We start from the raw sequence: 19,489 nt of genomic DNA, 5'->3' as shown, positions 1-19,489 counted from the left end.
TTTCCCATCCGGAAGCGAGGAAGCCATCCGGAGAACACAGAGGGGTCGGCAGGGTGGTGGGGCTGACGAGGGTGGCCAAGGCCCGGGTGAGGGCCGGAACCGGCGCGGACCCTATGCGAGCATCTCGTAGACGCCGGAGCCGATGAAGATCAACGCGATCACGACGAGGCCGATCCAGAAGAACTTGCGTGTGCGCGTGACGGGTTTGCTCATGGGGGAAGCCTACGCGGCGGACCAGCCTCCGTCGGAGGGGAGGATGACGCCGTTGATGTTGACGCCGTCGTCGCTGAGCAGGAACGTGATGGAGGCGGCGAGCGCGGTTCCCGTGGTCGGCGTCGGCAGCAGCGCCATCGCCTGACGGACGCGCTGCCCGCCGAGCTCGGAGTCGAAGCGGGCCTCGATGTTGGTGGCGACGGGTCCCGGGGCGACGGCGTTGATGCGGAGTCCACTCGGGCCGTACATGAACGCACTCGACTTGGTGAGCCCGGCGACGGCGTGCTTCGACGCGGTGTAGGCGGCGCCTGCGGCCGACCCGCGGAGTGCGGCCTCGGAGGCGACGTTGACGATCGCGCCCGTGCCGACGGCGAGCATCGCGGGCACGACGGCGCGCATGAGCTTCATCGTGCCGGTCACGTTGACGGCGAAGACGCGGTTCCAGACCTCATCGCTGACCTCGCCGACCGGTGTCATGTTGTCCATGATGCCGGCGATGTTCGCGAGGCCGTCGATGCGGGAGCCGGCCGCCTCGAGGATCCGAGCGACACCGGTGTCGTCGGTGATGTCGGCGGTGAGGGTGACGATGTCGGCGCCGTCGTGCTCGCTGACGAGCGCGGCGAGGCGCTCTGCGGAGACGTCGACGGCGATGACGCGCCCGCCTTCGCGCGCGATGCGCGAAGCGGTCGCCTTGCCGATGCCGGAGCCGGCGCCCGTGACGATGACGGTCTTGCCGTCGAAGCGGCCGCCCGTGGTGGCTTCAACCCAGGCCGCCGCCCGCGGCGCGCGAGGGGCGTCGTGGTCGACGGCGGGGCCGAACTCGCCGGGCTGCGCTGGGGTGACCTCGCCGCTGTTCGCTCGCGCGATCATCGCATCCACCATCTCCTGGGGGAACTTTCCCTGGCTCAGCTCGACGAGCTGCGACAGGGGGAGGCCCGCGACGGGGGTGAGGGAGGATGCGTCCTGGCCGCCCTGGGCGAGGATCTCGCGGATGACGACGCCTCCCGTCGGGTCGGTGAGCCATTCGCCGATCGTGGTGTCGCCGGTGAGGGGGTGTGCGCTCGAGGTCATGGTGGTGCCAGCTTTCTGCTCGGTCCGCCGAGCCCGCGCTCGCGGCGAGCGTGGGCTGGGGTGGCGACAGTGTCGGATCGAACGAACCGGACAACACTGTCCGGATTATGCTATCCCGGTGTCGACTCCAGCGAAAGCCAACCGAGGGCCAAGTGCTGGCCCCGAGAACCGACGTGCCCTCATCGCGGCCGCGCGGGAGGTCTTCGGCGAGGGGGGAGTGGATGCCCCGCTCAGCGCCGTCGCCAAGCGCGCTGGCGTCGGCCAGGGCAGTCTCTACCGGCATTTCCCGGATCGGGCGTCGCTTGCGCTCGCGGTGTTCGGCGACGCCATCGTCGAGCTCGAAGACCTCGCAGCCTCGCCCGAGGCTGATCTGGCAGGGCTGCTCGAGCTCATCGCCCGGCAGATGCTCGTGTCGGTCGGACTCATCCAGCTCACCCTGACCGACACCGCCGACGCGCAGGGGGCGAGTGTTCGAGACCGGATGCTCGCGGTGCTCGGCGACGTTCTCGAGCGCGAATGGGCGAGCGGTCGGGTCGACCGGGAGATCAGCGCGGACGACCTGCTCCTGCTGCTCTCGATGCTCGCCGGCGTTCTGCCGCGCACGCCCTTCGTCGAGCGCGAGGCCGTCGTTCGGCGCGCGCTCGAGCTGTTCTGGCGGTCGTTCGCCTCCTGAGGGCTCAGCTGCCCTCGGTGAGCTGACGCAGCACTCGGCGGATGCCCTGGAACCCGATGACGAGCCCCTGCAGCTCCTCGTCGCTCAGGTGCGCGGCGAACTCGTCGGTGTCGGTCCGGAGTCCGAGGAAGCGCTCGTGGAGCCGGATGGCCTTGCGGGTCGCCGTGAGGTGGCGGATGCGCCGGTCGGGCTTCCCCTCCGTGCGGGTCACGAGCCCGTGCTCGACGAGCTTGTCGATGCTGGCGGATGCGGTCGGCACCGCGACGCCGAGGTGTTCGGCGGCCTGCGAGACGGTCGTGACCGTGCCGGTGGTCACGAGGAAGACGGTCTTCAGCTGCTGGGCGGTGATGTCGAGCTCGAGGAACGGGGCCATGTGCCTCGCGGCGAGGCCCCTGGTGAGTTCGTTCCTGACGTCATTCAGCTGGGTGAGGAGTGCTTCGCGCGATTCGCCCTGCTCCATGTGAACCCCCTGAGATCGTCGAGCTTCTCACTAATAGTGAGGATGTGTCTAAGTATAGTTCGAGGTGGGCACCAGAGCGGATGCCGGGACAGGGACGGAGTCGACCATGACCGATCAGATCTGGTGCATCGCAGGTGGCGAGGATGGAGCAGACCGGCGGCTTGCCGACGCCCTGCTCCGTGGCGGCAGCACGGTCGCGATCGTGGGCCGCGACGTCGCGCCGTTCGCGCTGCTCGTCGACGACTACGCCGACGCGGTCATGCCCGTCGAGCTCACGGCGACGACCTCCGAGGCGCTGGCCGAGGTGCGCGAGAGCATCGAGCTGAACCTCGGCGAGGTCACGCACTTCGGGGTGCTGCTCGGCGAGATCGGCGAGGGGAGTGCCGAGCAGGTCGCGGGTCGCCTCCTCCACAAGCTCGACGGCGCGGCCGCGCGCAACCGGGCCGGTCGCGGCGACGGCGAGCCTGCAGACCGCTGGCCAGTCGGGGCGCAGCTGGTGCTCGTCCGCGGCGCCCTCGGCAGCTCGAATCAGGTCTCGATCGAGGAACGGGGCGCCCAGAACTCCGACATCGAGGCGCGCATCCGGCTCGCTGGAGCGCAGTCGGCGCGACCCATGCCCACCGTGCGGGTTCGCGAGCTCGACGATCTCCTCCACGACGCATCCGCTGACGCATCCGCTGACGCGGTCCGCTGACGCGACGCGGGGACGCCTGGTCGCGCTCAGCCGCCGAAACCGGTCGCCCCGCAGAAGCCAGCTACACCTCGCTGGGCGCGGGCGCCTTCGTCACCGCCTCGAGGATCGGCGTGCCGACCTTGCCGCTGCCGAGCCCGACCGCCTCGACCGACGCGAACGACCCCGCGTTCAGCACGATGACGGGCGTGATGAGCGAGAAGCCCGCGGCCTCCACGATGTCGCGGTCGAACTCGACGAGCACCGTGTCCGGCGTGACCTTGTCGCCTGCCTTCACCTTGACGTCGAAGCCCTTGCCATCGAGCTCGACCGTGTCGATGCCGACGTGGATGAGCACCTCGAGCCCGTTGTCGAGCTGCAGGCCGAACGCGTGCCCGGTCGCCTGGGCGACGGCGACCGTGCCCGTTCCCGGAGCGTAGACGACGGTGCCGCTCGGTCTGATAGCGGCGCCCGGGCCCATGATGCCCTGGCTGAAGACGGCGTCGGGGACCTCCGACAGCGGGACGATCTCGCCCTCGAGCGGTGACAGGACCTCGACGGTGCGCGGGGCCGACTCGCGCTCTCGAGCGGCGGAGGCGGCGATCACGTCCTCCGTGCTCTCTCCCTTCTTCGCCGTCTCCAGGTCGGCGACCGGAACCCGGGCCGCCTCGAACGCCGCCTGCTGCTCGGGGCTGCGGTAGCCGGAGAAGATGACGAGGAACATCGAGACGAGGAACGCGGCACCGACCGCGCCTGCGTAGAGCGGGATGTTGTCGAACGCCGGGATGGTGAGCAGGGACGTGAAGACGAACGCGCTCGTCTTCACGCCGCCGCCGATGCCGATGATGACCCCGCCGACGAGACAGCCCACGAGCATCCGCCCGTAGATGCGCTTGAAGCGCAGGTGGATGCCGTACAGCGACGGCTCTGAGATGCCGCCGAGCAGGCCGGCCGCGAGGGCGCCCGTCGAGGTCTGGCGCATCTGCGTGTCCTTCTCGCGGATGGAGAGGTACAGCACGCCGGCGGTCGCACCGAAGCACGCAAAGTTCCATGCGCCCATCGGCCCCTGGATGTAGTCGTAACCGAGCGTCTGGATGTTGAGCAGCATGATCGCGTTGATCGGCCAGTGCAGGCCGAGCGGCACCATGAAGGGGTAGGCGAGCGGGATCACGATGGCGAAGATGAGCGGCGAGAAGTCGTTGATGCCGCGGAGCAGGTTGGCGAGGCCGGCGCCCGTGTAGACGCCGATGGGGCCGATGAGGAACGCCGTGAGCGGGATCATGATCAGCATGCTCAGGAAGGGCACGAAGATGAGGTGGAGGTCCTCGGGGATGAGCTTCTTGAGGCCCTTGTACAGGGGGCCGAGCAGCGCGGCCATCAGCAGCGGAGGGAACACCTGCGAGCTGTAGTCGAAGACCGTGAGCGGGAGGCCGAAGATCGGCACGACGGAGACCTCGGAGCCGAAGACCTCGATGGGGTCGATGCCGTCGGCGAGCTTCGTGAAGCCGGGCAGCATGACGACGCCCATGATGGCGAAGCCGATCCAAGGGTCGGCCCCCACGCGCTTCGACGCGTTGTACGCGATGTACAGGGGCAGGAAGACGAAGACCGCCTGCCAGCAGAGGTTGAGGAAGCGCCACGACGGCGGGAGGTCGGTGCGCGGGTCGGCCCAGTTGGGGATGACGCCGAGCGTGCTCATGAGCGCCATGAACGTGATGAAGAGGGACGCACCCAGCAAGGCGCCGAGGATCGGCCGGAACGAGTCGGACAGGAACTCGAAGACGCTGTCGAGCCACGCGAACTTGCCGCGCGGCCCCTTCGCGCGGGCCGCGGCCTTGATCGAGGCCGCGTCTTCCGGGTCGGCGGGGGAGCCACCGCCCGCCATCGAGGGGAGCGCCTGGATGTCGTTGTAGACGTTCTGCACGCCACCGCCGATGACAACCTGGTAGCGCTCGCCCGATTGCGGCACGACCCCCATGACGCCTGGGATCGCCTCGACGGCGGCCTGGTCGATACCGGATGCGTCGTGCAGCTGGAAGCGCAGCCGTGTCGCGCAGTGGGTGAGGTTCTCGATGTTCCCCGCGCCGCCGAGCTGGCTGACGATCTGGGCTGCTGGCCCCGAGTCTCCTGACGAATGTGCGGGCATGGTCGGACCTCCCTCGCGAGGCGTCCTCGTTGACGCCTGGATCGCGACGTTACGCCCGACCGTCGGCATTCACCAGATGCGAGCTGGCACCGTGTTCAATTCGTAGCCGGGCGCCGCTTCTGGCCTGCTGCTGAGGCCGCCGAGGGGCGCATCAGGCGCGGTTCCACAGCTCGGGCCACCCCACTCCGAAGCCGCGCACGAGTCGGCGCAGGGCGGGAAGCGAGAGTCCCACGACCGTCGACGGGTCGCCTTCGATGCGGTCGATGAAGGGAGCCCCGAGCGAGTCGATCGTGAACGCGCCGGCGACGTGCAGGGGCTCACCCGAGGCGACGTAGGCGTCGATCTCGACGTCGTCGAGATCGTCGGCGAAGGTCACGCTGGCGCTCGCGGTGCTGCCGACGCCGTCCCCGGAAGCATCCGAGCCACCACGGCGGTCGACGAGCCAGTGCCCAGACCACAGCGTGCCCGTCTGGCCCCGCTGCGCGAGCCAGCGCTCGCGCGCGACGTGCGGCTCGTGGGGCTTGCCGAGCATCCGGCCGCCGATCTCGAACATCGAGTCGCCCCCGAGGACGAGGCCGTCGAGCGGCTCCCCGGTTCGCGGGTCAGGCGCATCCGCGACCGCGAGTGCCTTGGCCCGAGCGAGCAGCTGCACGTACTCGCTCGGTTCGAGAGGACCCTCGGCGAGACGCGCCTCGATCACGGCGTCCTCGTCGACGCTCGACGGGATGACGACGGGCTCGATGCCCGCCTGGCGCAGCAGCATGAGGCGGGCGGGCGACGTCGAGGCGAGGTACAGGCGCATGAGGCGAGGGTACCGGGACGGTGCCCTCGCTGCGCGGAGCAGGCCTTCCGGGGCGGTGGGGCCGCTACGGTCAGGGCGCGGTCAGCCAACGCGCGACCTCCTGCCAGAGTGCGCCAAGGCCGTTTGCATACGATCTCTCGCATGCTCATCAGGCTCCACAGTTCGGCCCAGCGCCCAGATTCCGAAGGGGAGGGCGTCGGGTGACCCGCATCGAGTCGAGGTACCGCGCGCCGAAGCAGACCAGGTTCTCCCGCTCGTCTGTGGTGTGGGATGCGCCGGGCGTCGAAGCCGTCTCGGCCCCCTCCGCACTCGCGTGGGTCGCCGAGGCGAGCGGTGACGTCGAGGCGGCGAGCGTCGTCGAGGACGCGGTCGGCGCGATCACCGCGAACTCGCGCATCTCCGCGCCGGTCTCGGCCGAGCAGGGCGAGGGCGGGGGCCCACACCTCGAGTACCTGCTCGAGACCGACCCGGTCCTGCGGACGCGGCTCGTCTCGCTGCGCCGCCCGAAGACCGGTGAGCACCTCACCGTCACCTCCAACGGCCGCGGCGACTGGCGCGTCGGCGACCGCCCAGCCCCCGAGCTCAGCGGTGCGCTCGACGTGGACATCCGGGCGACTCCCCTCACCAACACGCTTCCCATGCGCAGGCTGGGACTCGAGGTCGGCGAAGAACGCGAGATCGAGGTCGCCTACATCGACACGGAGACGTTCGCCGTGTTCCTCGACCGTCAGCGGTACCGCCGCCTGAGCCGCACCCGCTACCTCTTCCAGGCGGCCGACGGCTCGTTCGAACGCGAGATCGCGACCGACGAGCAGAGCTTCGTGCTCAGCTACCCCGGCCTCTTCACGCGGCTCTGAACCGAGGCCGCCAGGCTCGGTGGGCGCGCACGGCTAGGCTCGAGCGCATGACCCACGACGGCACGACCCCAGACCTTTCAGCGGAGATCACTCCAGGAGACGTGATCGAGCTCGAGGTCGGCGACATCGCGCACGGCGGCATCTTCGTCGCCCGTCACCAGGGCAGAGTCGTGTTCGTCGCGGATGCCGTGCCCGGCGAGCTCGTACAGGCTCGGGTGACCGAGGTGCGGAAGTCCTTCGCGCGTGCCGTCGCCACCGACGTGCTCCGTTCATCCGATGACCGCCAGGCGCACGTCTGGCAGGAAGCCGGGATCGAGCGGACGCCGGAGGAACGCGCCGGGGGAGCCGAGCTCGGACACATCCGCCTGGCCCGACAGCGTGAGCTGAAGGCCCAGGTCCTGCGAGAATCCATGGCGCGCTTCGCCGGCCACGACTGGCAGGGTGTCGTCGAGCCCCTTCTCGGCGACGACGAGAACGGTGGAACGCGCTGGCGCACCCGCGTCACGCTCCACGTCGACAAGGAAGGGCGCGTCGGCCCGTACGCCGCACGCTCGCACCGCGTCATCGAGACCGAGACCCTGCCGCTCGCGCACGGCGACATCGAGGAGCTCGCTCCGCTCGGTCAACGCCTCGCCGGTTCCGGCCGCATCGAGCTCGTGGCACCCGCGGAGCTCGACACCCGCATGCGGACCATCCTCGACGGCGCCCACGGACGCAAGCCGGCCGTGGTCACCGAGGTCGTCAACGGGCGCGAGTACCGGGTCGACGAGGACGGGTTCTGGCAAGTGCACAGGCTCGCCGCCGAGACGCTCTCGAACGCCGTCGCCGACGCCCTCGATCCCGCCCTCGTCGACGCCGAGGCGGTCAACCTCGACCTGTACGGCGGAGTCGGCCTGCTCGCGGCGGCGTTCGCGCAGGAAGCCGGACCAGGGGCCTTCATCGAGACCGTCGAGTCGAACGCGGCTGCAACCGGCCACGCCACCGCGAACCTCGCGGAGTGGCGCGGCGCGAGCGCCGTCACGGCACGCGTCGACCAGTACCTCGCGAACCTCGAGCGCGATGCGACGCACCTCGACCGCGACGGGATCCGCCGCGGAAGCGTCATCCTCGACCCGCCGCGCTCCGGCGCCGGCAAGGACGTCATCGACCGTCTCGCGGGCTTCGGGCCGGCTCAGCTCGTCTACGTCGCCTGCGACCCGGTCGCGCTCGCCCGCGACACCGGTCTCCTCCTCGGCCACGGCTACACGCTCGACTGGATGCGCGCCTACGACCTCTTCCCGAACACGCACCACTTCGAGACGGTCGCCCGCTTCGTGCGCGCCTGACCGGAACGACCGCCTCGGACGCGACGAACGCCGGGCACTCGCAGGAGCGAGGGGCCCGGCGTTCGTCGCACGGTCTCCGTCGAGCAGAGAGACCAGGGCGTCCTAGCGAGCGGCGCCGGCGAGGCTGCCCGTCGTCTGCGCAGCATCGTCGATGATGATGCACTGGATGAGACGGTCATCGGCGCCATCCCAGCTCTGCTGTGTGGGAGTGAGGTAGCTGAAGTTCAGCGAGCTCTCCTCGTAGGAAAGCCCGACGAAGGTCGCGAACTGCGCCGTGCAGTCGGTGTCCGCCTGCGCGCTGATGGCTTCGTCTCCGGGGTACTCGCCCCCGGGCATCTCGACCTCGAAGTACACCTCGTAGTCGTGTGGGTCGGAGCACGGCACGACCGGGATCTCGCTGACCGTGGTGCTGCCGGCGTCGTTGAAGCAGTCACCCACGGCGAGCTTGAAGACGTCGAGGTCACCCGACTCGGTGACCTCCTGTGTCTCGCCGTCGCGGACCTCGCTCTCGCCGCCGGACATCTCGCCCTCGACCGATTCCGCGATCTCCTGGGCCGCGGAGCAGCCGGTGAGGCCGAACCCGAGGAGCACGAGGGCTCCGATCGCGAACGCTGATGTGACGGTGGTCTTCGCCATGATCTCTCCTGGAAGTTCGGTGGTTTTCGCTCACTGTAGCGACAAAGTGGGCGATTCAGGACCGCTTCTCGAGCAGCAGCGCGACGGCGCGCTCCTTGCGATCGACTGGGCAGTCTGCGAAATACGCTGAGCTGGCGATGAGCGCCTGCGTGTAGCACTCAGCATGCCCCTCGACCGCGGGTACAGCGTTGCCGTCCCAGCCGGAGAACTGCCCGTAGCCCTCCTCTTCCAGCACGCGGACCATCTCGTCCGGGTTCGGGAAGACGTAGGCCTGCTGCGCGTGGCCCAGCTCGTGGATCAGGACCGACGCGCCCGCATCGGTGATCGTCGGGAACAGCGTCGCATCATCCGCCCGCAGATGGATGCTGGCGGTCGGCGGCTCGGCCGGGCAACCGCCGCCCTCGCACCAGGACTGCTTCGTGCAGGCCTGCGCGTCTTCCGGGCAGGCCGTCTGGCCGTCGGCAGCCCAGGTCGCAGGAACACCGGATGCCGCGATGAAGGCGTCGATGCCAGCCTCTCCCTCTGGCCACGGGCCGATGGGGGCCGTGACGAGTGGCGGGTAGCTCAGCGAGGCGCTCTGCGCATCCTCCGGCGGGACGACGACCGGCTCGAAACGGCTCTGCGTGCCGAAGACGTTGACCTCGAACCACTCGCGGACGCCGTCAGCGCTCCACGGCTCTGCCGCAGGCGCGCCACCCTCGTCGTTCGAGGGCACACCAGCGGGGGTCGCGAACACCAGCGCCACTGCAAGCAGGGCGACGAGGGCGAACATGAACCCGCCAGAGGACCGCTCGGTTCGCATGCGGCTGCGATCAGCTCTGGTAGGAGCCGCCGAACGGATCGCTCGCGGAGCCGCCGCCGCGCATGCTGCGCTGCGAGAGCTGCCACGCCGTGCGGCGCTTGACGATGTCGCGGGGCCGGTCGAGGTCCTGTGCTGACTCGATCATCGAGGCGAGCACAAGCGTGACCGCCGCGAGCTCGTCCTCGGTGGGGTTGCCGCTGACGGTGCGCACGATGTGCTCGAGGCCGACGTGCGAGGGGATCTGCTCCTGGCTCACAGTGGGATGTTCCCGTGCTTCTTGGGGGGCAGCGATGCGCGCTTCGTGCGCAGCGTGCGCAGCGCCTTCGCGACGATGACTCGGGTCGACGCGGGTTCGATGACCGAGTCGAGCTCGCCGCGCTCGGCAGCCAGGAAGGGAGACGCGACGTTGTACGTGTACTCGTTCGCGAGGCGCGTGCGCACGGCGGCGACGTCCTCGCCCGCCTCCTCGGCGCGCTTGATCTCGCCGCGGTACAGGATGTTCACGGCACCCTGGCCGCCCATGACGGCGATCTCGGCGGTCGGCCACGCGAAGTTCAGGTCGGCGCCGAGCTGCTTCGAGCCCATGACGATGTACGCGCCGCCGTACGCCTTGCGCAGGATGACGGTCACGAGCGGCACTGTGGCCTCCGCGTACGCGTACAGCAGCTTCGCGCCGCGGCGGATGACCCCGGACCACTCCTGGTCGGTGCCGGGCAGGTAGCCAGGCACGTCCACGAGTGTGAGGATCGGGATCGAGAACGCGTCGCAGAAGCGCACGAAGCGGGACGCCTTCTCGCCGGCCTCGATGTTCAACGTGCCCGCCATCGCGCTCGGCTGGTTCGCGACGATGCCGACGGAGGTGCCGTCGACGCGCGCGAAGCCGATGATGATGTTGGGGGCGAAGAGCGGCTGGACCTCGAGGAAGTCGCCGTCGTCGACGATGAGCTCGATGACCTGCTTCACGTCGTACGGCTGGTTCGGGGAGTCGGGGATGACCGTGTTGAGCTTCTTGTCGAGATCCGTGATCTCGAGCTCCGTCTCGATGTCGTAGCTCGGCAGCTCGGCCTGGTTGTTGTCCGGCAGGAACGAGAGGAGCTGGCGCGCGTAGTCGAGGGCGTCGTCCTCATCCGCGGCTAGGTAGTGGGAGACGCCAGAGGTGCGGTTGTGCGCGAGCGCGCCGCCGAGCTCCTCGAAGCCCACCTCCTCGCCGGTGACCGTCTTGATGACGTCAGGTCCCGTCACGAACATGTGGCTCGTCTTGTCGACCATGATGACGAAGTCGGTGAGCGCAGGGGAGTACACGGCGCCGCCGGCTGCGGGGCCCATGACGATGGAGATCTGCGGGATCACACCGGAGGCCTGCGTGTTGCGCCGGAAGATCTCGCCGTACTTCCCGAGCGCGACGACACCCTCCTGGATGCGCGCGCCGCCCGAGTCGAGCATGCCGATGATCGGCACCCCCACCTTCATGGCGTGGTCCATGATCTTGATGATCTTCTCGCCCGCGACCTCGCCGAGCGAGCCGCCGAACGTCGTGAAGTCCTGCGAGTAGACGGCGACACCGCGGCCGTGGATCGTGCCCGTTCCCGTGATGACCGCGTCGCCGTACGGGCGGCGGGCATCCATGCCGAACGCCGTCGTCCGGTGCCGGACGTACTCGTCGAGCTCCACGAAGGAGCCCGGGTCGAGCAGCTCGAGGATGCGCTCCCGTGCGGTCTTCTTGCCCTTCGCGTGCTGCTTCTTCGCAGAGACCTCCTCCGCCTGCGTCACTGCTTCCGCATGGCGGGCCCTGAGGTCGGCGATCTTGTCAGCCGTGCTCGTAGGGGTCGGACCGGACGCTGAGGAGTCAAGTGGTGCGGAGTTCACCCGCGTCACTTTACCGGGCGGCGGCTCATATTCGGCCGCACGGGTTAGCCTGATTCCCCGGTGAAGTGCAAGAGAGACGCACGACGCACGACATTTGAGAGGTTGGCGGCATGACTCAGGGGACTGGCGCACCGAACGGGGCCGCGCCCAGGGCAGGCGCCGAGGTCGTACCGCTGGCACCGGATGCCCAGGCGCAGCAGTGCCTGCTGCCGTCGAGCGCGCCCATGGCGCCGTACGACGCGAGCATCCGAGGCGAGGCGAGCGCCGCGCCCGAACTCTCGCGACGGAGCCTCTGGGGCAGGTGGGCGCTCGGCGTCGCGGCGCTCTCCCTCGTCCTCGCGTTCATCCCGGTTCCCGTGCTCAACATCGCGCTCGCGCTCTCCATCGCGGCCGTCGCCTTCGTGCTCGCGATCGTCGCGCTCTGGCAGAAGCGTCGCTCGAAGGTGCTCGCGATCATCGCCCTCGTCACCCTCTTCGTCGCCGTCCTCGCCTCGGTCGTGATGACCTTCGTGTACCTGTCGTTCATCGGCTCGGCGATCGCGGGCGCGCAGTGAGCACCCCTGCCATCACCCAGCTCCTCCTCGGAGGGCGAGCCGCTGGCACCGAGCTGCGCCTCATCTCGGTACCAGAAGCCACGTCGACCAACGACGTGCTCGCGGACATCTGGGAGCGCACCGGGGGAGAGGCCAGCCAGAACCCGGCCCTCAGCACCCTCGTCACCTACGCCCAGACCGCGGGTGTCGGCCGCCACGGCCGCGAGTGGATCTCCCCGCGCGGCAAGTGCCTCGCAGCGTCGACCCTCGTGCGCCTCGCCGACGACGAGGCAGCCCCCCGCATCCTGGGCTGGCTGCCCCTCATCGCGGGACTCGCACTCCGCAGTGCCATCCTCGAGCTGTCGCCACCGGCCCCTGGCTTCCGACCGGACGAGCACTCCGGTCGCGTCGAGATCAAGTGGCCGAACGATGTCCAGATCGACGGACGCAAGGTCGCCGGCATCCTGGGGCGTGTCCTCGGAACGCGCGACGGTGAGCTGTCCTGCGTCGTCGGCACCGGCGTCAACATCACCCTGCAGGCCGAAGAGCTGCCCACACCTCACGCCACCTCGCTCGCGCTGGCGGGAATGCTCCCGCCGCACCCGGCGGAGCTCCTCCCCGCGTACCTCTCCGAGTTCGTGGCGAGGCTCGAAGCGCTGCGCGAGACTCGCGGCGATGCCATCGCGAGCGGAGCCCACGGCGAGCTGAGCGACGTCTGCTCGACCCTCCGCGCCCGCGTCGCAGCCACGCTGCCGTCCGGCGAGGTCCTGCACGGCTTCGCGACCGAGCTCACGCCGGAAGGGCACCTCGTGATCAGAGGCGATGACGGGGAGACCAGGTCCGTCGCGGCCGGGGACGTCGAGCGGGTCCGCCCAGAGAACGGGGCCTGATGCGCGGCCGTCCACCGCATCCGAGCGAGCAGTCCTGGGACCAGATCTTCGGCGCTCCCGACGCGCAGCAGTCCGGCGCGCAGCAGTCCGGCGCACCGCCCCAGGGTGCGCAGCATGCCGTCAACCACGCGCCTCGACAGCAGGCGGCACCGACGCACCACGAGTACGCGCAGGTCCAGCAGCGAGCCGCGCCAGACCGGCACCAGTTCCACTCCGGACAGCAGTACGGTCAGCAGTTCCCCGCTCAGCCGGAGAGCCCCCAGCAGCGGTACTACGAGCCGCTCGGCATGCGGCTGCCCGAGCGGACGATCATGCGAGTGCGCAGGCACGGACGCCGTCTGCTGCTGCCCTCGATCGTCCTCATCATCGGCTTCGCGGCCGCCAGCTACAACCTCGGTGCCCTGCAGGAGACGACGATCGGGGCCCGCCACGCGTGGCTGCTCATCTCGCTCGCCGCGATCGTCCTCCTCGGCATCGTGCCCATCGTGGTCTGGCTCCAGGCACGCAACAGGATCACCACGCACCGCATCGTGCTCTCGCAGGGCACCCTGACGAGCGAGACCCGCGAGATCTACATGAACGCGATCGTCGACGTCACGGTCCGGCGCAACCTCTGGCAGGCGATGTTCCGCTCGGGGACGATCGTCATCACCTCGGTCTCCGGCCACCGCCTCAGACTCATCGACGTGCCGAGCGCCAACACCGTTGCCGCCTGCATCCGGGAACTCAGCGGGCCGTAGCCGCCCCGAGTGCCGAGACCCGCCGCTCCCCGACACGGGCTCGCCGAGGGCCGCAGACGCGAAGAGCCGCGGGCAGGAGTGCCCGCGGCTCTTGGCAGCCCGCCGATCGCTCGGCCGACGAGGTCAGCTGGCCTCTACTGCGGTGCCGTCCTTCTGCTGCATCTCCGCGACGCGCTTGGGGGAGAACACCCAGAAGCGGTACAGGATGAAGCGGAAGATCGCGCCGAGGCCGATTCCGACGAGGTTCGCGATGTTGTAGGCGATCCACGAGTGGTTGTCGAGCACGGCATTCGTGAACCAGATCGGGAGCAGGCCGATGCCGAGCCCCACGAGGCTCACGCCGAAGAACTCGATCGCCTCCCGGAAGTTGTCCTGGCGCTTGTGCTGGCGGAACGTCCAGATGCGGTTGCCGATCCAATTCGTCACGATCGCCGCGCACGTCGAGATGACCTTCGCCCACAGCGCGCCATGCGCGACCTCGGTGGGGTTGAGCACCGTCAGCATGAGGATGTTGAACAGGCCGGTGTCGACGACGAAGCCGACCCCGCCGACGAGGCCGAAGTTGATGAGCTGCGCCATCATGCCCTTCGACGCCGCGATGCGTCGGAACACGTTGACGATGCGGCCCCAGAGGCTCCGCGAGGTCCGCTGCGCAGGCAGATCGAACTCGGCAGTCTCCGCGGCGACGAAGCCGACGAAATCCTCAGGCTCAGAGTGATGCGGCTCTGCGTGCTTGCGGGAGCGATTGGTCAAGCGCTCGACCTCCATCGTGGGGCACTTGCGTGGATGATGCCGCCGCAAGCAGGATAAACTGTTGGGGAGTTGTGACCCTCGTCGGAGTATAGACACGTCAGAGCAAAAGGCACGTCACTGCCACTGCAACGCAGGCGGGGAGAACTCCCCGGCCGTCGAATTCGATGCGAGCGCACAGACTCCCTCACGGCAGGACTGCCAGCAGCACTCTCGAACGGAGCGAACCATGGGTCAGGTCGTCGGCGTCATCGGAGCCGGGCAGCTCGCACGAATGATGCTCCCACCCGCCATCGAGCTCGACGTCGACCTGCGGGTCTTCGCGGCAGGTCGCGGCGAGAGCGCAGACCGCGCCGTCACCGCCGTCGGCGACATGCACGTCCTCGCTGAGGTGCTCGACTTCGCGCGCGGAGTGGATGTGGTCACCTTCGACCACGAGCACGTTCCGCAGGACGTGCTCAGGGGCCTCGTCGACGCTGGCGTCGCCGTGCGCCCAGGGCCGCACGCGCTGCAGTACGCCCAGGACAAGCTCCTCATGCGCCGCCGCCTCGCGGAGCTCGGCATCCCGATCCCCAACTGGGCCGAAGTGCGCGACGAGGCGGAGCTGCAGGCGTTCATCGACGCGAACGGCGGCGTCGCCGTGCTCAAGACGCCACGAGGCGGCTACGACGGCAAGGGCGTCCGCATCGTCCGCGCCGGCGCCGACGGCGCCGACTGGTTCGCTGCGGGGGAGCCCCTGCTCGTCGAGGAACGCGTCGACTTCCGCCGCGAGCTCGCGCAGCTCGTCGCTCGTCGCCCCTCCGGTGAGATCGCCCTCTGGCCGATCGTCGAGACCGTGCAGCGCGACGGCGTCTGCGCCGAGGTGCTCGCCCCCGCCCCCGGCGCCGAAGGAGCGGACGACCGCCTCGGCTACGTCGCCGCCACCATCGCCCAGTCGGTCGCCCTCGGGCTCGACGTCACCGGCGTGCTGGCCGTCGAGCTCTTCGAGACCACCGATCAGCGCATCCTCGTCAACGAGCTCGCGATGCGCCCGCACAACTCCGGGCACTGGACCATCGACGGCTCCACCACGAGCCAGTTCGAGCAGCACCTCCGCGCCGTCCTCGACCTCCCCCTCGGCGACACCGGCATGACGGCACCCCACGCCGTCATGGTCAACGTGCTCGGCGGCCCGCAGGAGGGCAGCTACGGCGACCGGTACGAGAAGGCCATGCACGCGCATCCCGACGCGAAGATCCACAGCTACGGCAAGTCCGCGCGCCCCGGGCGGAAGGTGGGGCACGTGACCGTCGCCGGTCCAGAGCTCGACGAGGTCGCCTACCGGGCCAGGGCTGCGGCAGCCGCGTTCGACGACGACGCCGCATCCTGACGCGAGGCCGTGAGGCTGCGCTCGGCCTGAGGCGAGCCGTCACCGGCCAGCCTCAGCGGAGCCGCGCGCACCCGCGTCTACGCTTGCACGCATGAGCGACCACCCCACCGCATCGTCCGCGCCCGCAGACGACGCCCCGCAGCAGGCTCCCCTCGTCGGCATCATCATGGGAAGCGACAGCGACTGGCGTGTCATGCACGAAGCTCGCGACGTGCTCGCCGAGTTCGGCATCCCCACCGAGGTCGAGGTCGTCTCCGCCCACCGCACCCCCGAGAAGCTCGTCAGCTACAGCCGCGGAGCGAGCGAACGCGGCATCCGCGTCATCATCGCCGGAGCGGGAGGCGCGGCCCACCTCCCCGGCATGGTCGCCTCGCTCACGACGCTCCCCGTCGTCGGCGTGCCGGTCCCGCTCAAGTACCTCGACGGCATGGACTCCCTGCTCTCGATCGTGCAGATGCCTGCAGGCATCCCCGTCGCGACGGTCTCCATCGGCGGAGCCAAGAACGCCGGAATCCTCGCCGCCCGCATCCTCGGCACAGCTGACGAAGCGCTGGCAGCCAGACTCGCCGACTACAGTAACGGACTGCGCGACGCCGTAGAAGCCAAGAACGACGCCCTCAAGCAGTCGCTCTAGCCCACCCCCTCGGCCGCCGTCGCCACCCCTTGCTCCTCGACCGCAGGACCACATGACACTCACCCTCCCGCTCCGGTACCCGGACGCCAGCTCGCCGCAGCTCATGACCAGGCGCGCCTGGTGGCTGCTCCTCGCGAACTTCTTCCTCCCGGGAACCGCGCAGATCCTCGCCGGGAATCGGAAGTTCGGGCGCTTCATGCTCTCGATCTGGCTCGGCGGCATCGCGGCCGTGCTCGTGGTCCTGCTCATGGCGCTCGTGCTGCGCGGGCCACTGCTGTTCGTGTTCTCCACCACGCTCGGCATCACCGCGGTGCACCTCGTGCTCATGCTCTACGTGGCCATGTGGGTCGTGAGCGGGCTGGATGCGCTCCGCCTCGTGCGCATCATCAAGCTCGAGCAGGTCGCTCGGCCGCTCATCGCCATCGTCGGCGTCGTCCTCGTCACCGTGCCGCTCGTCTTCGCCGCCGTCACGTCGCAGGTCGCGAACCAGGGGAAGTCCGCCATCGAGGGGCTCTTCGGCGGCGCGTCGAACGGCCTGCAGCTGCCGGCCGACGGCCAGATCAACATCATGATGCTCGGCGGCGACCGCGGCGCCGACCGCGAAGGCCTTCGCCCCGACTCGATCAGCGTCATGAGCTTCAACGCCTTCACCGGCAAGCTCACCACGATCGGCCTCCCGCGGGCGATGGAGAGCTTCCCCTTCTCCGAGGGGCACATGCACGACCTGTACCCGGACCTCTACGAGGGCTGCGCGGTCGACGTCTGCTACCTCAACTCCGTCTACACCGAGGCGACGATCGCCGAGGACGGCGGCTACGCCGACGCCGCCGAGCATGGCTCGGAGCCCGGCATCGAGGCGATGCGGGACGCGGTCGAGGGCATCACGGGGCTGAGCATCCAGTACTACGTGCTCGTCGACATGGCCGGCTTCACGGAGCTCATCGACGCCCTCGGCGGCGTCGACATCAACGTCACCGAGCGCGTGGGCATCGGCATCAACGACGACGGGTCACCAGGCTGGGCGCCCGCCACCGAGTTCATCGAGGTCGGGCAGCAGCACATGGACGGCTCGACGGCCCTCTGGTACGCCCGCTCCCGCTACGAGACGACCGACTTCGCCCGCATGGAGCGCCAGCGGCAGCTCCAGGAGGCGATGGTGGCGACGATGACACCCACCAACCTGCTCGGCAAGATCGGGCCGGTGACGGATGCGCTCGAGAAGGTCGTGCAGACCGACATCCCGGAGGGCATGATCGGCTACGTGGGCGATCTTCTCCTGAAATCGCGCAGCGGCAACAGCGTGCGACTCGACATCGTGCCGCCCAACTTCGACCAGGGCAACCCCGACATCCCCGCGATCCACGCCGCCGTCCAGGACGCGATCGCCTCGGATCCGCCCGAGGCGACGCCTCCACCCGAGGAGAACGCGCCCACCGAGTAGCGCCGGCCTTCTCGGCCTTGTGCTCGTGCTTGCCTTCGCCGCGCTCTCGGGATGGCTTTCGCGCTTGCCTTCGCCGCGCTCTCGGGATGGCTTTCGCGCTTCCGGATGGTGTGCATTCCATCCCGAAGTGCGCGTCCCATCTGGAGTCCGTGGGTGTTCTGCGGGCGCCGTGTGGTTGTTTCGGGATGGCTGTCGCGCTTGCGGATGGTGTGCATCCCATCCCGAAGTGCGCGTCCCATCTGGAGTCCGTGGGTGTTCTGCGGGCGCCGTGTGGTTGTTTCGGGATGGCTGTCGCGCTTGCGGGTGGTGTGTATTCCATCCCGAAGTGCGCGTCCCATCTGGAGTCCGTGGGTGTTCTGCGGGCGCCGTGTGGTTGTTTCGGGATGGCTTTGCGCTTCCGGATGCTTCGGGATGGCTTTCGCGCTTGCGGATGGTGTGCATCCCATCCGGAAGCGCGAAGGCCATCTGGAGTCGACGCTGGGAACGACTCAACGGGATGCAGCGAGATCGATCGTGGTGCCCATCGAGCGTGTGCCGCGACGGAGCGCCGCGCGCAGCTGCGACAAGAAGGCCGTCGGAGTCGCGAGATCCCGATTCGTGACCCGGATCACGACCCACCCGGCTTCCTGGAGGCGGTTGATCCTGCGCAGGTCGTTCATCGCCTGCTTCTTCTCCCAGTGGTACTCGCCGTCGTACTCGACGGCGACCTTCGCGTCTGGATAGGCAAGATCGACGCGCCCCACGAAGGTTCCCTGGCTGAGCACTCGGTGCCCCACGAGCGGTTCGTCGAACCCTGCATCGAGCAGCAAGAGCCGGGTGAGGGACTCCATAGGGGATTCGACGCCGGGGCGGATCACGGCGAGGGCGGCGCGCATCCGCGTTGCGCCTACTGTGCGCCCCCAGGAATCCGTGAGGGCTTGGAGCTCTGACAGCTCCGCGAGTGCGGGAACAGGAGCACGGGGATCCTCGGATACCGATGGATCGGATGGGCGGTTGATCCCACGGTAGCTCCGGGAGGTCGTGACGAGAGCATCGCCAAGAGTGATCAGCTCTCTGGACGTCAGGACGCGTGCGGCGAGTGCCCAGGTGAGGGTGGGTGTCGCGAGGGAGACGCCGAACTCCAGCGTTCGCGTCCAGTTCGACAGCTGGATGCTCCTCGCCCGGATACCCGATCCCCGTGGCTTGTTTCTGCCAGACGGGACGACGATGTGCACGGTCTTCTCGGAATCGAATCGCCGGGGAACCGGAAGGCCCCAGAAGTGGGCCGCGGTGAGGTCTCCCAGGGCGTGCCAGTCGCGCATCCTCGGCGCGAAGGCACGAGCGTAGTCGACTGGGGTTTCGACCGGATGTGTCGTGAACACGCCCCGGTGCGGCCGGCCATAATCGCCGCCGTACAGTTCGCGAGCACTGATGCCCTCGAGCTGAGCTTGACGTGTGGAGAAGGCACGGGCGGGGCTTTCGAAGAACTGCGATTCCATGTTCGCGAGAGTAGGGTCCCGTCCCGTTTCGCTTTCCGTCTCTCCACAGGCCGGGACCTCGGGGCGATGTCGCCCGACCGCTTCCTGCCGGCGGCGATCGCATCGCGCGCGCGATCGCCGGTGGTCGCCGCTG

Annotated in this window: 19 protein-coding genes and 2 pseudogenes; 11 read left to right on the top strand and 10 right to left on the bottom strand. The window is 69.2% G+C overall.

Annotated elements, in window-relative coordinates:
- Positions 1–222 precede the first annotated feature (222 nt).
- Positions 223–1,284, bottom strand: coding sequence for an SDR family NAD(P)-dependent oxidoreductase (locus C5E07_RS12460; protein ID WP_104299671.1), 1,062 nt, complete (start codon positions 1,282–1,284; stop codon positions 223–225).
- Between the two features lie 118 nt (positions 1,285–1,402).
- Here C5E07_RS12460 and C5E07_RS12455 point away from each other — a divergent pair, with 118 nt between their 5' ends.
- The gene (locus C5E07_RS12455) at positions 1,403–1,957 is read left to right on the top strand and encodes a TetR/AcrR family transcriptional regulator (RefSeq protein ID WP_181058006.1); all 555 of its coding nucleotides are present in this window, start codon (positions 1,403–1,405) and stop codon (positions 1,955–1,957) included.
- A 4-nt stretch (positions 1,958–1,961) separates the two neighbouring features.
- On the opposite strand, the gene C5E07_RS12450 is transcribed toward C5E07_RS12455, so the two are convergent.
- The gene (locus tag C5E07_RS12450; protein WP_104243019.1) at positions 1,962–2,417 is read right to left on the bottom strand and encodes a MarR family winged helix-turn-helix transcriptional regulator; all 456 of its coding nucleotides are present in this window, start codon (positions 2,415–2,417) and stop codon (positions 1,962–1,964) included.
- 106 nt (positions 2,418–2,523) lie between these two features.
- Between C5E07_RS12450 and C5E07_RS12445 the strand changes: the two genes are divergently transcribed.
- A complete protein-coding gene (locus tag C5E07_RS12445; protein ID WP_104299670.1) occupies positions 2,524–3,111 on the top strand; it encodes a hypothetical protein in 588 nt (195 codons plus the stop codon).
- Between the two features lie 61 nt (positions 3,112–3,172).
- On the opposite strand, the gene C5E07_RS12440 is transcribed toward C5E07_RS12445, so the two are convergent.
- Together C5E07_RS12440 and C5E07_RS12435 are read right to left on the bottom strand one after the other, a co-directional pair.
- Positions 3,173–5,233, bottom strand: coding sequence for a glucose PTS transporter subunit IIA (locus tag C5E07_RS12440; protein ID WP_104299669.1), 2,061 nt, complete (start codon positions 5,231–5,233; stop codon positions 3,173–3,175).
- A 151-nt stretch (positions 5,234–5,384) separates the two neighbouring features.
- Positions 5,385–6,035, bottom strand: a complete 651-nt coding sequence (locus C5E07_RS12435; protein WP_104299668.1) for a nucleoside triphosphate pyrophosphatase — start codon at positions 6,033–6,035, stop codon at positions 5,385–5,387.
- A gap of 20 nt (positions 6,036–6,055) precedes the next feature.
- Here C5E07_RS12435 and C5E07_RS12430 point away from each other — a divergent pair, with 20 nt between their 5' ends.
- The 3 genes and pseudogenes from C5E07_RS12430 (at position 6,056) to C5E07_RS12425 (ending at position 8,217) form a co-directional block, all read left to right on the top strand.
- Positions 6,056–6,892: a putative glycolipid-binding domain-containing protein gene (locus tag C5E07_RS12430; RefSeq protein WP_146080592.1), complete on the top strand. Its 837-nt coding sequence runs from the start codon at positions 6,056–6,058 to the stop codon at positions 6,890–6,892.
- A pseudogene (locus C5E07_RS20000) lies at positions 6,880–6,954 on the top strand (hypothetical protein); the annotation flags it as partial. The gene C5E07_RS12430 and the pseudogene C5E07_RS20000, both read left to right, overlap by 13 nt.
- Positions 6,940–8,217 carry a class I SAM-dependent RNA methyltransferase gene (locus C5E07_RS12425; RefSeq protein ID WP_181058003.1) on the top strand — a complete coding sequence of 426 codons (1,278 nt, stop codon included), beginning with the start codon at positions 6,940–6,942 and terminating at the stop codon, positions 8,215–8,217. The pseudogene C5E07_RS20000 and the gene C5E07_RS12425, both read left to right, overlap by 15 nt.
- Positions 8,218–8,319: 102 nt before the next feature.
- Here the strand turns inward: C5E07_RS12425 and C5E07_RS12420 are convergent, their stop codons facing one another.
- The 4 genes from C5E07_RS12420 to C5E07_RS12405 are packed head-to-tail and all read right to left on the bottom strand — an operon-like array spanning position 8,320 to position 11,521.
- Entirely contained in the window at positions 8,320–8,853 is a 534-nt protein-coding gene (locus C5E07_RS12420) for a septum formation family protein (protein ID WP_104299667.1), read from the bottom strand.
- A 55-nt stretch (positions 8,854–8,908) separates the two neighbouring features.
- Positions 8,909–9,655, bottom strand: a complete 747-nt coding sequence (locus C5E07_RS12415; protein WP_104308690.1) for a hypothetical protein — start codon at positions 9,653–9,655, stop codon at positions 8,909–8,911.
- Positions 9,656–9,665: 10 nt separating this feature from the next.
- Positions 9,666–9,911 (bottom strand): acyl-CoA carboxylase subunit epsilon, encoded by a 246-nt coding sequence (locus C5E07_RS19220; protein WP_181058001.1) that lies wholly within the window; start codon positions 9,909–9,911, stop codon positions 9,666–9,668.
- Positions 9,908–11,521 (bottom strand): acyl-CoA carboxylase subunit beta, encoded by a 1,614-nt coding sequence (locus C5E07_RS12405; RefSeq protein WP_104243005.1) that lies wholly within the window; start codon positions 11,519–11,521, stop codon positions 9,908–9,910. The genes C5E07_RS19220 and C5E07_RS12405 overlap by 4 nt, the downstream gene beginning before the upstream one ends.
- 110 nt (positions 11,522–11,631) lie before the next feature.
- Between C5E07_RS12405 and C5E07_RS19530 the strand changes: the two genes are divergently transcribed.
- The 3 genes from C5E07_RS19530 to C5E07_RS12390 are packed head-to-tail and all read left to right on the top strand — an operon-like array spanning position 11,632 to position 13,684.
- Positions 11,632–12,075, top strand: coding sequence for a hypothetical protein (locus C5E07_RS19530; protein WP_181058000.1), 444 nt, complete (start codon positions 11,632–11,634; stop codon positions 12,073–12,075).
- Positions 12,072–12,944, top strand: coding sequence for a biotin--[acetyl-CoA-carboxylase] ligase (locus C5E07_RS12395; RefSeq protein ID WP_181057998.1), 873 nt, complete (start codon positions 12,072–12,074; stop codon positions 12,942–12,944). Before C5E07_RS19530 ends, C5E07_RS12395 begins: the two co-directional genes overlap by 4 nt.
- Entirely contained in the window at positions 12,944–13,684 is a 741-nt protein-coding gene (locus C5E07_RS12390) for a PH domain-containing protein (RefSeq protein ID WP_104299662.1), read from the top strand. Before C5E07_RS12395 ends, C5E07_RS12390 begins: the two co-directional genes overlap by 1 nt.
- A 123-nt stretch (positions 13,685–13,807) precedes the next feature.
- Here C5E07_RS12390 and C5E07_RS12385 read toward each other — a convergent pair whose 3' ends face one another.
- Positions 13,808–14,437: a GtrA family protein gene (locus C5E07_RS12385; RefSeq protein WP_181057997.1), complete on the bottom strand. Its 630-nt coding sequence runs from the start codon at positions 14,435–14,437 to the stop codon at positions 13,808–13,810.
- A 172-nt stretch (positions 14,438–14,609) separates the two neighbouring features.
- Here C5E07_RS12385 and C5E07_RS12380 point away from each other — a divergent pair.
- The 3 genes and pseudogenes from C5E07_RS12380 to C5E07_RS12370 all read left to right on the top strand — a co-directional run.
- Positions 14,610–15,803: pseudogene (locus C5E07_RS12380) on the top strand (5-(carboxyamino)imidazole ribonucleotide synthase); the annotation flags it as partial.
- 91 nt (positions 15,804–15,894) lie between these two features.
- The gene (purE, locus tag C5E07_RS12375; RefSeq protein ID WP_104299659.1) at positions 15,895–16,437 is read left to right on the top strand and encodes a 5-(carboxyamino)imidazole ribonucleotide mutase; all 543 of its coding nucleotides are present in this window, start codon (positions 15,895–15,897) and stop codon (positions 16,435–16,437) included.
- A 52-nt stretch (positions 16,438–16,489) separates the two neighbouring features.
- The gene (locus tag C5E07_RS12370) at positions 16,490–17,878 is read left to right on the top strand and encodes an LCP family protein (RefSeq protein WP_104299658.1); all 1,389 of its coding nucleotides are present in this window, start codon (positions 16,490–16,492) and stop codon (positions 17,876–17,878) included.
- Between the two features lie 488 nt (positions 17,879–18,366).
- Here C5E07_RS12370 and C5E07_RS12365 read toward each other — a convergent pair whose 3' ends face one another.
- Entirely contained in the window at positions 18,367–19,356 is a 990-nt protein-coding gene (locus tag C5E07_RS12365) for a DUF559 domain-containing protein (RefSeq protein WP_181057995.1), read from the bottom strand.
- Positions 19,357–19,489: the final 133 nt, after the last annotated feature.

It is taken from the genome of Pseudoclavibacter sp. RFBJ3, assembly GCF_002931375.1.
In the GTDB taxonomy this organism is placed as follows: Bacteria; Actinomycetota; Actinomycetes; order Actinomycetales; family Microbacteriaceae; genus Pseudoclavibacter.
This window is presented reverse-complemented; position numbering and strand designations above follow the sequence as displayed.

Bases quoted from the DNA above. Each gene is read 5' to 3' on its own strand.
- C5E07_RS12460 (WP_104299671.1), bottom strand. From the start codon at position 1,284: ATGACCTCGAGCGCACACCCCCTCACCGGCGACACCACGATCGGCGAA.
- C5E07_RS12450 (WP_104243019.1), bottom strand. From the start codon at position 2,417: ATGGAGCAGGGCGAATCGCGCGAAGCACTCCTCACCCAGCTGAATGAC.
- C5E07_RS12445 (WP_104299670.1), top strand. From the start codon at position 2,524: ATGACCGATCAGATCTGGTGCATCGCAGGTGGCGAGGATGGAGCAGAC.
- C5E07_RS12440 (WP_104299669.1), bottom strand. From the start codon at position 5,233: ATGCCCGCACATTCGTCAGGAGACTCGGGGCCAGCAGCCCAGATCGTC.
- C5E07_RS12435 (WP_104299668.1), bottom strand. From the start codon at position 6,035: ATGCGCCTGTACCTCGCCTCGACGTCGCCCGCCCGCCTCATGCTGCTG.
- C5E07_RS12425 (WP_181058003.1), top strand. From the start codon at position 6,940: ATGACCCACGACGGCACGACCCCAGACCTTTCAGCGGAGATCACTCCA.
- C5E07_RS12420 (WP_104299667.1), bottom strand. From the start codon at position 8,853: ATGGCGAAGACCACCGTCACATCAGCGTTCGCGATCGGAGCCCTCGTG.
- C5E07_RS12415 (WP_104308690.1), bottom strand. From the start codon at position 9,655: ATGCGAACCGAGCGGTCCTCTGGCGGGTTCATGTTCGCCCTCGTCGCC.
- C5E07_RS19530 (WP_181058000.1), top strand. From the start codon at position 11,632: ATGACTCAGGGGACTGGCGCACCGAACGGGGCCGCGCCCAGGGCAGGC.
- C5E07_RS12390 (WP_104299662.1), top strand. From the start codon at position 12,944: ATGCGCGGCCGTCCACCGCATCCGAGCGAGCAGTCCTGGGACCAGATC.
- purE (WP_104299659.1), top strand. From the start codon at position 15,895: ATGAGCGACCACCCCACCGCATCGTCCGCGCCCGCAGACGACGCCCCG.
- C5E07_RS12370 (WP_104299658.1), top strand. From the start codon at position 16,490: ATGACACTCACCCTCCCGCTCCGGTACCCGGACGCCAGCTCGCCGCAG.
- C5E07_RS12365 (WP_181057995.1), bottom strand. From the start codon at position 19,356: ATGGAATCGCAGTTCTTCGAAAGCCCCGCCCGTGCCTTCTCCACACGT.